12 protein-coding genes are annotated in these 12,152 nt (G+C 70.6%); 4 read left to right on the forward strand and 8 right to left on the reverse strand.

The window, feature by feature from the left end; translation table 11 throughout:
• Positions 1-179: 179 nt before the first annotated feature.
• Genes GWK61_RS47035 through GWK61_RS47045 form a run of 3 tightly spaced genes read right to left on the reverse strand, consistent with a single transcriptional unit; the run spans position 180 to position 4,141 of the window.
• Positions 180-959, reverse strand: a complete 780-nt coding sequence (locus GWK61_RS47035; RefSeq protein WP_194919529.1) for a 1-aminocyclopropane-1-carboxylate deaminase/D-cysteine desulfhydrase — start codon at positions 957-959, stop codon at positions 180-182.
• The gene (gene recD2, locus GWK61_RS47040; protein ID WP_194919530.1) at positions 956-3,184 is read right to left on the reverse strand and encodes an SF1B family DNA helicase RecD2; all 2,229 of its coding nucleotides are present in this window, start codon (positions 3,182-3,184) and stop codon (positions 956-958) included. The genes GWK61_RS47035 and recD2 overlap by 4 nt, the downstream gene beginning before the upstream one ends.
• Before the next feature lie 24 nt (positions 3,185-3,208).
• Complete coding sequence (locus GWK61_RS47045) at positions 3,209-4,141, reverse strand: EamA family transporter (RefSeq protein ID WP_194919531.1); 933 nt, start codon at positions 4,139-4,141, stop codon at positions 3,209-3,211.
• Between the two features lie 90 nt (positions 4,142-4,231).
• Here GWK61_RS47045 and GWK61_RS47050 point away from each other — a divergent pair, with 90 nt between their 5' ends.
• Both GWK61_RS47050 and GWK61_RS47055 read left to right on the forward strand, forming a co-directional pair.
• Entirely contained in the window at positions 4,232-5,128 is an 897-nt protein-coding gene (locus GWK61_RS47050) for a LysR family transcriptional regulator (protein WP_194919532.1), read from the forward strand.
• 101 nt (positions 5,129-5,229) lie between these two features.
• Positions 5,230-6,759, forward strand: coding sequence for a cobyric acid synthase (locus GWK61_RS47055; protein ID WP_323748075.1), 1,530 nt, complete (start codon positions 5,230-5,232; stop codon positions 6,757-6,759).
• Positions 6,760-6,892: 133 nt separating this feature from the next.
• On the opposite strand, the gene GWK61_RS47060 is transcribed toward GWK61_RS47055, so the two are convergent.
• Positions 6,893-7,852, reverse strand: coding sequence for an ArsR/SmtB family transcription factor (locus GWK61_RS47060; protein ID WP_194919533.1), 960 nt, complete (start codon positions 7,850-7,852; stop codon positions 6,893-6,895).
• Positions 7,853-7,985: 133 nt separating this feature from the next.
• Between GWK61_RS47060 and GWK61_RS47065 the strand changes: the two genes are divergently transcribed.
• On the forward strand, positions 7,986-8,510 hold the full coding sequence (locus GWK61_RS47065) for a hypothetical protein (RefSeq protein ID WP_194919534.1): 525 nt from the start codon (positions 7,986-7,988) through the stop codon (positions 8,508-8,510).
• A 28-nt stretch (positions 8,511-8,538) separates the two neighbouring features.
• Here the strand turns inward: GWK61_RS47065 and GWK61_RS47070 are convergent, their stop codons facing one another.
• The 4 genes from GWK61_RS47070 to GWK61_RS47085 all read right to left on the reverse strand — a co-directional run bounded on the left by GWK61_RS47070 (position 8,539) and on the right by GWK61_RS47085 (position 11,333).
• On the reverse strand, positions 8,539-9,558 hold the full coding sequence (locus tag GWK61_RS47070; RefSeq protein WP_194919535.1) for an acetamidase/formamidase family protein: 1,020 nt from the start codon (positions 9,556-9,558) through the stop codon (positions 8,539-8,541).
• Positions 9,559-9,662: 104 nt separating this feature from the next.
• Positions 9,663-10,127 (reverse strand): MarR family winged helix-turn-helix transcriptional regulator, encoded by a 465-nt coding sequence (locus GWK61_RS47075; RefSeq protein WP_194919536.1) that lies wholly within the window; start codon positions 10,125-10,127, stop codon positions 9,663-9,665.
• 68 nt (positions 10,128-10,195) lie between these two features.
• Positions 10,196-10,537, reverse strand: a complete 342-nt coding sequence (locus GWK61_RS47080; protein WP_194919537.1) for a DUF8844 domain-containing protein — start codon at positions 10,535-10,537, stop codon at positions 10,196-10,198.
• A 16-nt stretch (positions 10,538-10,553) separates the two neighbouring features.
• Complete coding sequence (locus GWK61_RS47085; protein WP_194919538.1) at positions 10,554-11,333, reverse strand: hypothetical protein; 780 nt, start codon at positions 11,331-11,333, stop codon at positions 10,554-10,556.
• Positions 11,334-11,430: 97 nt separating this feature from the next.
• Here GWK61_RS47085 and GWK61_RS47090 point away from each other — a divergent pair.
• The coding region (locus tag GWK61_RS47090; RefSeq protein WP_194919539.1) for a DNA alkylation repair protein at positions 11,431-12,152 on the forward strand (722 nt) is incomplete at its 3' end.

A 12,152-nucleotide genomic window follows, 5' to 3' on the forward strand; every position in this document is an offset into this window, starting at 1 on the left:
TCAAGCCGCATCGCTGCTGCTGTGGTCCAGCCTCGTCCGGCTTGACACCGCCAAACCGGGCAGGTTGGCTGCGCCCGCTGACGCGGCGAGGGACCCAGAACCAACACCCCGCATGGTCCGGTCGGACCCGACGAACGATACGGTCGGCCGGGCTGGGCCGTCACTGCCCGAGGCAGGCATCACCCGGTGGTGATGACCGCGACAATGCGAGCGCTGGCCGCGAACCTCCCGGCCTCGATCATCTGCGTGATGCCGTACAGCATCTTCGCGACATAGATCCGATCGGCCTCGAAGCCGTGTTCGTCGCCGAGCTTCGCCGCGAAGGCGTCCAGTTCCGGTGGCACCTTCGCGTAGCCGCCGAAGTGGAAGTCGTCCTCGATGTGCCAGTTGTCGAAGACCTTCTGGTAGGTCTGCCGCTGCAGTTCGGCGACCTCCTTCGTCAGGAACCCGCCCTTCAGTGCTGCGAACCCGATCGCTCGCTGTCCCGGCGCGAGTCCGGCGGCGATCCCGGCGAGGGTGCCGCCGGTCCCGACCGGGCAGCAGATCACGTCGAAGGGTTCTGCGATGTCGCCCGGCAGCTCCGCGCATCCCTTGACGGCCGCCGGGTTCGATCCGCCTTCCGGGATCAAGTAGAAATCGCCGAAACAGCTCTCCAGGAACCGCCGCATGTTGTGGGATTTCTTGGTCCGGTACGTCTCCCGGTCCACATACAGCAGGTGCATGCCCTGCGACACCGCGAACGCCAGCGAGTCGTTCAGTGTCTCGTGCGGCTCGCCGCGGATGACCCCGATGGTCTTGAACCCCTCGGCCCGCCCGGCCGCCGCGACGGCCCGGATGTGGTTCGAGTAGGCGCCGCCGAAGGTCAGCAGCGTCGACGCGCCGGCCCGCCGGGCCTTCTCCAGGTTGTACTTCAGTTTGCGCGGCTTATTGCTGTCGAAGCGCAACATCAGTTCTGTCATCGCAGCCGATGGTCCAACCCGGTGAACCGCTTCCCCGCCGACATCGTCCGGATCGCCTGCGCCAGCGCGCGCTTCGAGCCGACCAGCACCACCAGCTTCTTCGCCCGGGTCACCGCCGTGTAGAGCAGGTTCCGCTGCAGCATCATCCACGCGCTCATCGTCACCGGCACCACGACCACCGGGTACTCAGAGCCCTGCGACCGGTGCACGGTCATCGCGTACGAGTGCTGCAACTCGTCGAGCTCGGCGAACTCGTACGTGACGTCCTCGTCCTCGTCGGTCCGCACGACCAGCGTCTGCTCCTCCGGCACCATCGACATGATGACGCCGCCGGTCCCGTTGAAGACCCCGTTCTTGCCCTTGTCGTAGTTGTTCCTGATCTGCGTCACCTTGTCGCCGACCCGGAACGTGCGGCCGCCGAACCGCTTCTCCGGCCGCGAGGGCTGCGCCGGCGTCAGCGTCTCCTGCAGCAGGCCGTTCAGCGTCCCGGCGCCGGCCGGACCGCGGTGCATCGGGGTCAGGACCTGGATGTCGCGGCGCGGGTCGAAGCCGAAGCGCTTCGGGATGCGCGTCGTGACCAGCTCCACGGCCACCCGCGCGGCGTCCTCGGTCTCGTCCTCGACGAACAGGAAGAAGTCGTTGAAACCCTCCAGCTGCAACGGTTTCCCGGAGTTGATCCGGTGCGCGTTCACCACCACGCCGGACTGCTGTGCCTGCCGGAACACCTGCGTCAGCCGCACGCGCGGCACCCGCGGCGCGGCCAGCAGGTCGCGCAGCACCTCGCCGGCGCCGACCGAGGGCAGCTGGTCCACGTCCCCGACCAGCAGCAGGTGCGCGCCGGGAGCCACCGCCTTGGCCAGCTTGTTGGCCAGCAGCACGTCCAGCATCGAGGCCTCGTCCACGACCACCAGGTCGGCCTCCAGCGGCCGGTCCCGGTCGTACGCCGCGTCGCCGCCGGGCTTGAGCTCCAGCAGCCGGTGCACGGTCATCGCCTCGGCGCCGGTCAGCTCGGTCAGCCGCTTGGCCGCCTTGCCGGTCGGCGCGGCCAACACCACCCGCGCGCGTTTGGCCTGCGCCAGCTCGATGATCGAGCGCACGGTGAAGGACTTGCCGCAGCCCGGGCCGCCGGTCAGGACGCTGACTTTCGACGTCAGGGCCTGCCGCACCGCCGCGGTCTGCTCCGGCGCGAGGTCGGCGCCGGTGCGCTCCTTCAGCCAGGCCAGGGCCTTGTCCCAGTCCACGGAGGCGAACGAGCCGAGGCGGTCGTCCGGCGCCTCCAGCAGTCGGCGCAGCTGCGCGGCCAGCGAGACCTCGGCGCGGTGGAAGGGCACCAGGTAGATCGCGCGGATCGGTTCGTCGGGGTCGTAGCCGTCCGGGTCGGGGATGTCCTCGGCGACCACGCCCTCGGCCTCGGCGAGTTCGTCCAGGCACCGGGATGCCAGGTCGAGGCCGACGCCGAGGATCTTGACCGACTCCTCCAGCAGCTTCTGGCGCGGGAGGTAGCAGTTGCCCGCGTCAGAGCTCTGCGACAACGCGTACTGGATGCCGGCCTTCACCCGCTCCGGGGAGTCGTGCGGGATGCCGACGGCGACCGCGATCGCGTCGGCGGTCTTGAAGCCGATGCCCCAGACGTCGGAGGCGAGTTTGTAAGGCTCCTGTTTCACGACGTCGATCGAGGCGTCGCCGTACTCCTTGTAGATCCGCACCGAGATCGAGGTGGTGACGCCGACCGACTGCAGGAAGACCATGACCTCCTTGATGGCCTTCTGCTCGACCCAGGCCGCGGCGATCAGCTTGGTGCGCTTGGGACCCAGGGTCGGCACCTCGATGAGGCGCTTCGGGTCCTCCTCGATCACCGCCAGGGTGTCCACCCCGAAGTGGTCGACGATCTTCTCGGCGGTCTTGGGCCCGATGCCCTTGATCAGGCCGGAGCCGAGGTACTTCTGGATGCCCGCGACGGTCGCGGGCAGCACCGTCGTGTAGTTCTCGACGGTGAACTGCCGGCCGTACTGCGGGTGCGAGCCCCAGCGGCCGCGCAGCCGCAGCGACTCCCCGGGCTGCGCGCCGAGCAGCGCTCCGACCACCGTCAGCAGGTCCGCGGCGCCGTGGCCGGTGTCGACGCGGGCGACGGTGTAGCCGGTCTCCTCGTTGGCGAAGGTGATGCGTTCCAGGACGCCTTCGACGACGGCGAGGTTGCCGTGCGGTTCGGTGGTCGGTGCGGCCAAGGGTCCTTCCCCTGTACTACGCGGCTACGCGGCCTGTATGGACTCCTCGACTCTAGCGGCGGGCACGGACGGCTCCGGCGCGATCCGCGCACCCGCCGGCTTGCGCCGCGGCCACACGATCGCGACCAGCCCGCCCAGCACCACCACCGACCCGGCCATCTCCAGCGCGGTCATCCGCTCGCCGTTCGCGATCAGCGCCGCGAGGATCCCGATCGGCGGCACGCCCAGCGTGTACGGCGCGACGGCCGAGGCCGGGTACTTGGTGATCAGCATTACCCAGGCCCCCAGGCCGACGAAGGTCGACAGCAGCACCACGTACAGCAGCCCCAGCACCGGCCCGGCGTGCAGATGCGCGAACGCGTGCCCGATCCGGTGCGGCCCCTCGGCCAGCAGCGAGACGGCCAGGAGCGGGGGAGTGGCGTACAGGCTGGCCCAAACCATCAGCGCGAACCCGTTGCCGGCCCCGGCCTTGCGGTTGCAGATCGAGCCCAGCGCCCACGACGCGCCCGCGCCGATCACCAGCAGCAGCGAGCCCAGCGGCACGTTCCCGCCGCGTCCGGCGCCGATGACGCCGAGCCCGGCCACCGCCGCCGCGATGCCCAGCGCCTGCCGCAGGCCGGTCCGCTCCCCGAGCAGCAGCGCGGCGGCCAGGACCGTGAACGGCGCCTGGGACTGCAACACCAGCGAGGCCAGGCCGTCCGGCATGCCGTGCGCCATGCCGGTGAACAGCAGCACGTACTGGCCGAAGAACATGAAGGTGCTGATACCGGCGATCCAGTACCAGCGGACCTCCTTCGGGCGCGGGAGGAACAGGGTCGCCGTCCCGGTGAGCGCGAAGCGCAGGGTGGCCAGCAGAATCGGGGGGAATCCGTCCAGGGCGTGGCTGATGGCGACGAAGTTCACGCCCCAGATCACGACGATCGCAAGGGCCAAAGCGATGTGGCGGGGATTACGCATGACGCCAGTGTCCGGGCGCACTATCGTTCAGCACTAGCGAATGATTTTGCTTGGAACCGTTAAGATGGCCTTAACGATGGAGGAGGCCCCATGATCGACGTGCGCCAACTGCGGACGCTGCGCGCCCTGGCCGACCACGGCACGGTCTCGGCGGCAGCCGAAGCCCTGTACCTGACGCCGTCGGCGGTCTCCCAGCAACTGGCCGTCCTGAGCAAGAGTACCGGCTGCGAACTGCTGGAACGACGGGGACGCAACGTGGTGCTGACCGAGGCGGCGCGCGTCCTGGTCGGGCACGCCGACGCGGTGTTCGCCCAACTGGAGCGTGCGCAGTCCGAACTGCGGGCCATCTCCCCGGCGCCGATGACGGTGCGCATCGCGGGCTTCCCGACCGCGATCATGGCGGTCATCGCCCCGGCGATGAAGGCGCTGCGCGAGGCGCACCCGGAGTGGGGCTTCGAGATCGCCGACACCGAGAGCGAGGACTCGGTCGCGCACCTGATCGACGGCTCGATCGACGTCGCGGTGGTCATGGCGGCGCCGAACCGGCCGCTGCTCGGCGATCCGCGGATCAGGATCCTGCCGTTGCTGGAGGAGGTCTACCACGCCGCCGTGCCGGCCGGGCACCGGTTGGCCGGGGCGGCCCAGATCTCGCTGACGGAGCTGGTCGAGGACCCGTTCGTGCTGGCCGCCGAGGGGCTGTCGTGCCACGACCAGGTGACGGCCATCTGCGCGGACGCCGGGTACCAGCCGCGCGGGCGGTACCGCGCGACGGACTTCAGCGCGGCGCTGGCGTTGATCGCCAACGGGTTCGGGGTGACGCTGCTGCCGACGCTCGGGGTTCCGCCGCAGGTGCCGGCGGGCGTCGTCCTGGTGCCGTTGAAGGAGGACTGGCCGCGGCGGGTGAGCCTGATCGCGGTGCGGACCGGTGCGGAGTACCCGGAGGTGCTCGCGGCGCTCACCGGGGCCGCGGCTAAGCTGGTCCGATGATCGTTTCCGGGGGTGGGGTCGGGGTCGGTGGGGTCGGTGGCCCTGGTGGCCCTGGTGGCCCTGGTGGCACTGGCGGCTCTGGTGGCACGGGCTCGCTGCTCGTGGCCGGTACGACGTCGGATGCCGGCAAGAGCTTGCTCACCGCAGGGATCTGCCGGTGGTTGGCGCGGCAGGGCGTGCGGGTGGCGCCTTTCAAGGCGCAGAACATGTCGAACAACTCGATGGTGGTCGGGACCGGCGGCACTTCGACATCCGGCGCGGAGATCGGGCGCGCGCAGGTGATGCAGGCGCAGGCCGCCGGGGTCGAGCCGGAAGTGGCGATGAATCCGGTGCTGCTCAAGCCGGGCAGCGACCGGACGAGTCAGGTCGTGCTGTTGGGGAAAGTGTTCGCGGAGGCGTCGGCGACGTCGTACCAGGACCTGAAGCCGCGGTTGCGGGAGGCGGTGCTGGCGTCGTATCAGGACCTTAAGTCGCGGTTCGACGTGGTGATCTGCGAGGGCGCCGGGTCGCCGACCGAGATCAACCTGCGGGACGGGGACCTGGTCAACATGGGGCTGGCCCGGCCGCTGGGGATGCCGGTGGTGGTGGTCGGCGACATCGACCGGGGCGGGGTGTTCGCGGCGTTCCACGGGACGGTGGCGTTGCTGGACGCCGAGGATCAGAGGCTTATATCAGGGTTCGTCATCAACAAGTTCCGGGGCGATCCGTCGCTGTTGACGCCGGGGCTGCGGCAGATCGAGGGGTTCACCGGACGGCCGGTGCTCGGCGTGGTGCCGTGGCTGCCGGGGATCCGGCTGGACGCGGAGGACGCGCTGCCGATCGAGGCGTACGCGGCCGGTGCGGCTGGTGCTGGTGCGGCCGGCGCCGGAGGCTCGCGATTGCGGGTCGCGGTGGTGCGCTTCCCACGGGTCTCGAACTTCACCGACGTCGACGCGCTGGCGATCGAGCCGGGCGTGGACGTCGAGTTCACGGCGTCGGCCTCGGCCGTGGAGTCGGCGGACCTGGTGGTGTTGCCGGGCACGAAGTCGACCGTCGCGGACCTGGCCTGGCTGCGCGAGCGCGGCCTGGAATCGGCGCTGGCCAAGCGCGCGGCCGCGGGGCGCCCCATCCTGGGGATCTGCGGCGGCTACCAGATGCTCGGCACCGAGATCGAGGACGACGTCGAGTCGCGGCGCGGGACTGTCGCAGGACTCGGACTCCTGCCGGTGCGCACGGTGTTCGACCCCATCAAGACCCTGACTCGCCCGACCGGCCTCGGCCTCGGCGAACCGGTGGCCGGCTACGAGATCCACAACGGCCAGGTCCGGGTCGAGGGCGGCGAAACCCTGTTCACTGATACTTCGGGCGCGGCACTGGAAGGCTGCCGCCACGGCACGGTGTGGGGCACGATCTGGCACGGCGCACTGGAGAGCGACGGCTTCCGCCGCGCGTACCTGACGGAGATCGCGCGCGTGTGCGGCCTACGCTTCGCCCCGGACCCGAACACCTCGTTCGCCGCCGAGCGCGAGAAGCAACTCGACCGCCTCGGCGACGCGGTGGAGGAACACCTCGACACGGACCGCTTGTGGCGGCTGATCGAGGATGGGCCGACGGCGGAGCTGCCGCTGCTGGCGCCGGGGGCACAGATGTAGCGCACGCGATTCAGAACCCGCAGTCTTCGCTACCGCCGACCGCCGACCGCCGACCGCCGCCGGCCGTAGATGCCTGCCAACCGGCGACTGCCAGGCCACCGCGGGCTAGCCCAGCGCAGATCGCTCGCAGCACCTACCGAGCCCCCGTCCGCAACAACTCCGCCCCCAGCGCCGTGCACCCGTGCCACGCTGCCTTCCCCTCCCGGCGCGTCGCCACCAGGCCGGCCTCCCGCAGTGCCGTCGTGTGCTGCGACGCCGAGGCCGCGCTGATCCCCAGGTCCTGTGCGAGGTTCCCCGTCGTCCGTTGCTCCGCGAGGGCCTCCAGGACCTGCGCGCGCGTGCGGCCCAGCAGCGTGCCGAGCGGGTCGGCGTCGTGGGGCTCGGGCAGGAGGGGCAGCGGGGTCAGTGCCGGGTAGACGAGCAGCTTCGAGCCGTCCGGGGCCGTGGCGATCAGCGGTAGTCCGCTCCACACCGCCGTCGGGTAGAGGGTCAGGCCGGTGCCGTCGAGGTGGAAGTCGGCGTGCTTCTCCGGCGCCAGGTGCCAGACCAGGCCGTCGAGGCGGGAGCCCGGCAGCAGGGACTCCAGGCCGGCTCCGAGGCCGAGGCGGCCCCAGCCTCTGGTGCGCCAGGCGACCTCGGCGTGGAAGCCGGCTCGCAGGCGCCGCCACGGTTCCGTCAGCACACTGTCATACGCGTCGTGCAGTCCGGTCACGAGTTCGGTCCACGCCGCGCGGTCCCGGGCCGCGACCCGCCGCGTCCACGGTGTCGGCGGCAGGCCGAAGCCCGCGACCCGCGTCATCTCGCGGCGCACCTGGCCCGCCGAGGTTGCCGCCACCTGCTCGAAGCCCTCCTGGACGTCGGGGACCACCGGGTCCACGAACTGCGGGCCGCGCCCGCACGGCGGTATCAACTCCAGCAGCGGACGCGCACGCCCCGGCAGTCCGCGGGCCGCCTCCCGGCGCCAGCGGGTGAACACCGGGTCGGCGGCCGGGCGGTGCAGCGTCGCGACCGCCATCGCCAGTTCCAGCAACGGCGCCGGCTCGTCGGCGAAACGTATGCGCAGCAGGTCGTCGGGCGTGAAGTGGATCCGCATCTCGTCCTCACGTTTCAGCGTGGGCTGAATCGATCGCCCCGGCGCGCGGGGGCTTCCAGAGTGAAGACGTGTCCCGCACCTTTCGCGGACGCGGTTCGGCGACGACAGAAAACGACACGAAGGGACAACCCTCATGCGCAAGCGCATCCTCGGCGTCGCGGTCTCGGTCGGCTTGGTGGTGGCAGGGCTTCCGGCGTCGGCCGAGGCCGCCGCCGGAAACGCCACCACCCCGAGCGGCTGGACGCCTGTGACGTACGGGTCGCTGGACCAGCCAGCCGGTACGGACTGCTCGTTCGAGCTGAAGATCGACTTCCCCACGCAAGGGGTGGAGCAGCGGATCTCCGCGACCTACCCGGATGGCAGCCCGCTACGCACCGACTTCCGGGGGCCGCTCATCGCGCGGTACACCAACGCGGCGACCGGTGGCTCCGTCGACGAAGACCTCAGCGGGGTCGGCACGCTCTACAACTTCCCGGACGGTTCGAGCCTGTGGACCATCCCGGACAACTTCGGGGTCAGCATCAAGCCCGGCGACCCGTACCACGCGCCGGGCGAGTACGTGTTCAGCGGCGGCGAGGTGATCGCGATCTCGCCGACGCACCAGGTCGCGATCCTCCACCAGACCAAGGTCACCGACGTCTGCGCGGCGCTGTCGTGATCAACTCCGACATGTTCCAGCCCGCGGCTCAGCCCGCCAGATACGTCGCAGCACGCTGACGCAGCACCTCGTGCACCCCGTACGCCGAGGTCCCCGACGGCAGGAACGCCTTGCGCATCTTGGCGACCGACGTGTAGTTCGTGTCGCACACGTTCGCCAGCGGCGACTCCACGCCCTGCGTCACCAGCTGGTACGCGTCCAGCTCGCTCAGGCCGTAGTCGCGGGCGATCCACTGCACCAGATCGACCTGCGCGATGCGGAACGCGTCCTCCAAGGGACGCGCCGATCCCGCGGTCATGATGTACGCGTCCGACTCCAGCCGGGGCCACGGCGTCGGCACGCCCTTCACCAGCTCGATGGTCACCACCGTGTTCATCGCGGTCTCCACGGCCACCCCGCAGGTCTCGCCCTCACCCTGCCGGGCGTGGCCGTCCCCGAGGCTGAACAACGCACCCTCGACGTTCACGCCGAGGTAGCACGTGACCCCGGCCCGCATCTCCGGGGTGTCCATGTTGCCGCCGTGGGCGTCGGGCACGAGCGCCGAGCGCACTTCGAGGTTGGCCGGGGCGACGCCGACGGTCCCGTGCATCGGATCCATCGGCAGTTCGACCTCGATGTCGCTGTCCTTGGCCCGGAACAGCGCGGTGCGGCGCTCGCGGTCCAGCTGCCAGATCCAGACCCGCTCCGGCAGCGGCGGCTGGAGCGTGGCGGTGGTGTGCGTGGAAGTCAGGGCGCCGAACAGCGGGACGGTGGTCGACGCGGCCCAGTCGCGGGCCGGCTCGATGGACACGAAGTGGATCGCCAGCGTGTCACCGGGTTCGGCGCCCTCGACGTAGAACGGCCCGGTCTGCGGGTTGAGGAACGGGAACTCGCAGACCTCGGTGACCAGGTCCTTCTCCGAGCGCACGCGGCCGGCGAAGCAGTCCTCGGTGAACAGCTCCAGGGTGTCGCCGGGCTTGACCCGGGCCAGCGGCGGCGCGCCGCCGAAGGTCCAGACGTATTCGCCGACGGAGGGGGTGAACTTGTGGACCGGGAGCGAGTTCGCCATGACTAGCACTGTAGCCAGGCGAACCTGCTCCGGGGGAGAACCCCTCAGGGATCGCCTCGGCGACAGGAGGCATCCTTGGAGACAGCGCTCCGGGCCCGAAACGCTCAGTAGCGTGCGGCGAGCGAGTGGACCAGCTTCTGCGCCACCGGAAGGGCCTCCTCGGCGGCGCGTTGCAGCGTCGCCCGCTCCTCGTCGGTGAGCGTCTGCAGCACCTTGTCGAGGTGTTCCAGGCGGGTGATCCACCGGGTGCGCAGCGTCTCGTCCCCGGCGGCGGTGAGCTCCACGAGCACTACGCGGCCGTCGGTGGGGTCGGCGACCCGGGCCACCAGGCCGGCGTCCTCCAGGCGGCGCAGCAGCTGCGTCATCGAGGGCTGGGTCACGCCCTGGGCGGTGGCCAGCGAGGTGATGCGCTGCGGTCCGCGCCGTTGCAGGGAGCCGAGGGTGGCGGCGGCGGTGAGGCTGAGCCCGTCCGGGGCCGGCACGTGCCGCATCATCAGTACTGTGACGGTCTCGAAGAGTTCGCCCACCGCGGCCGGGTTCTGATCCACGTCCATGATTGTATCGTCCATCTATATAGATTGCCTATGCAATGGGGATCACGACCGGCCGGCGGGGCGGCGCGGGCCGTGCACCCGGCTCACTCCCAGGGCGCGCCCTTTTCCAGCAGCGTGCGGCCGAACTCGGCCATCTTCGCCGCGTACTCCTCGGTCCACCCGGTCAGCAGCGCCAGATCCGCCACCGGCATCCGGTCGAAGCGGCGCGGATCGGTGAGCTTGGCCGCCGCCACGGCCTGGTAGTTCTCGGCCCGGCTGGCCGAGGCGCGGAAGGCGTCGGCCAACTCGGTGCTGCGCGAGAGCAGCTGCAGCGGGTCCTCTATGGAGTCCAGGCCGAAGAACGACTCGGTGTCGATCGGCACGCCTGCCGGCGGGTCGCCGATCAGATGCAGCGGCCGCTTCTTGGGTTCGGGCTTGGAGGGCATGCCTTGATCGTAGGACTTACTTCTTCAGCTGGAAGTCCGCCGCGCGCTTGGCGGCGGCCTGGGACGCCGACAACGTGAGGTCGTCGTTGGTGTGGCCGTCGACTCGGGTCTGGGCGATCAGCAGGACCAGGTCGTTCTGCCGGATCAGGACGACGTTCATCTCCATCGAGGCGATGCCGAACTTGGCCGAGGTGTGCCAGGCGTGCGAGGCGTCGCCGACCTGCGGCAGGTTCAGCGGGGTGGCGTGCAGGGTGACCGACAGGCCCTCCTCGGTGACCTTCACCGCGCCGCAGGCCGTCAACGCGCTGGAGGCCTTGTCGACGAGGCTTGCCGCGCTCTCGCCCTGCGGCTGGATGATCGCCTCGTCCACGTAGTCGTCGAGGGCGCCCTTGGTCCACTCGGCCTGGGCCTGGTCGGCGATGTTCGACTGCTGAAGTACTTCCAGGCCGGGACAGCCCTTGATCATCGAGGGGAGGTTGCGTTGCGTGAGGCCTTCGGAGCGGAAGCCCGCCGGGAGGTCCGACAACTGGATCAGTGCGGGGGCCAGGCGCGCGCTGGAGGTGGAGGGTCCGCCGGAGGGGGCCGAGGTGCCGGCGGCGGATGTCGTCGGGGCCGTTGGAGTCGAAGGCGTAGTCGGCGACGTGGTCGGCGACGCGCTGGTCTGCGCCACCCCGGCGGAGTTCTGCGCGGTACTGGCGCCGGACCCTTTCGAGGCGCCGCAACCGGCCAGCATCGCGAGTGCCGCGAGTGCCGCGGTGGCCGCCGTGGCCGTGCCGAGCAGCGTCCGGATCCGCATGGTCGTCCCTCCTGACGGTGAACACTGTTCGTCCATCCTGCCCGAACGGCGCAGCGGATGCCGCCGGATCGGGTCGCGCGATCGTTAGGCTCACGGCGTGACAGATGCGACGACCACCCCGATCCCCGCCCTCGTGTCCGGGTTCGACCACGACCTGGACGGCCTCGGCACCGCCGCCCGCGCCACCTACGACCAGCAGTACCACAAGAGCGAGTTCGCTCACATGGGCGTCCCGGTGCCGGACCTCCGCAAGCTGGTGAAGGGCATGTACAAGGAGATCGGCGGCCGCCGCGCGACCCACGACGACGTCGCCGGCCTGGCCGCGGCACTGTGGGACACCGACATCTACGAGCGGCGCCTGGCCTCGGTGTTCGTCCTGGCGCAGGGCGTCCGCCTCCTCACCGCGGCGGACCTCCAGGACCTGACCCTGATGCTCCGCGACGCCCCGATGTGGTCCCTGGTGGACCCGATCTCCGGCGACGTCGCGGGCAGGATCGTCCTGCGCGACCGCGAAGGCACCTCCCGCACCCTGGACCTGTGGGCCGACGACGGCGACTTCTGGCTCCGCCGCGCGGCCCTGCTGGCCCTGATCCCGGCGATCCGCGAAGGCAAACCGGACCTCGTCCGCTTCACCCGCTACGCCGACCCGATGGTCGAGGAACGCGAGTTCTTCATCCGCAAGGCCCTCGGCTGGGTGCTCCGCGAGATCGCGCACAAGGACCCGACCTGGGTCGCGGCCTGGGTCACCCCGCGCCTGGACCGGCTGTCCGGCGTGACGTTCCGCGAGGCGGTGCGGCACCTGCCCGAGGACGCCTCGGC

This window comes from Catenulispora rubra, from assembly GCF_015356825.1.
In the GTDB taxonomy this organism is placed as follows: domain Bacteria; phylum Actinomycetota; class Actinomycetes; order Streptomycetales; family Catenulisporaceae; genus Catenulispora; species Catenulispora rubra.

Bases quoted from the DNA above. Each gene is read 5' to 3' on its own strand.
- GWK61_RS47035 (WP_194919529.1), bottom strand. From the start codon at position 959: ATGACAGAACTGATGTTGCGCTTCGACAGCAATAAGCCGCGCAAACTG.
- GWK61_RS47045 (WP_194919531.1), bottom strand. From the start codon at position 4,141: ATGCGTAATCCCCGCCACATCGCTTTGGCCCTTGCGATCGTCGTGATC.
- GWK61_RS47050 (WP_194919532.1), top strand. From the start codon at position 4,232: ATGATCGACGTGCGCCAACTGCGGACGCTGCGCGCCCTGGCCGACCAC.
- GWK61_RS47060 (WP_194919533.1), bottom strand. From the start codon at position 7,852: ATGCGGATCCACTTCACGCCCGACGACCTGCTGCGCATACGTTTCGCC.
- GWK61_RS47065 (WP_194919534.1), top strand. From the start codon at position 7,986: ATGCGCAAGCGCATCCTCGGCGTCGCGGTCTCGGTCGGCTTGGTGGTG.
- GWK61_RS47070 (WP_194919535.1), bottom strand. From the start codon at position 9,558: ATGGCGAACTCGCTCCCGGTCCACAAGTTCACCCCCTCCGTCGGCGAA.
- GWK61_RS47075 (WP_194919536.1), bottom strand. From the start codon at position 10,127: ATGGACGATACAATCATGGACGTGGATCAGAACCCGGCCGCGGTGGGC.
- GWK61_RS47080 (WP_194919537.1), bottom strand. From the start codon at position 10,537: ATGCCCTCCAAGCCCGAACCCAAGAAGCGGCCGCTGCATCTGATCGGC.
- GWK61_RS47085 (WP_194919538.1), bottom strand. From the start codon at position 11,333: ATGCGGATCCGGACGCTGCTCGGCACGGCCACGGCGGCCACCGCGGCA.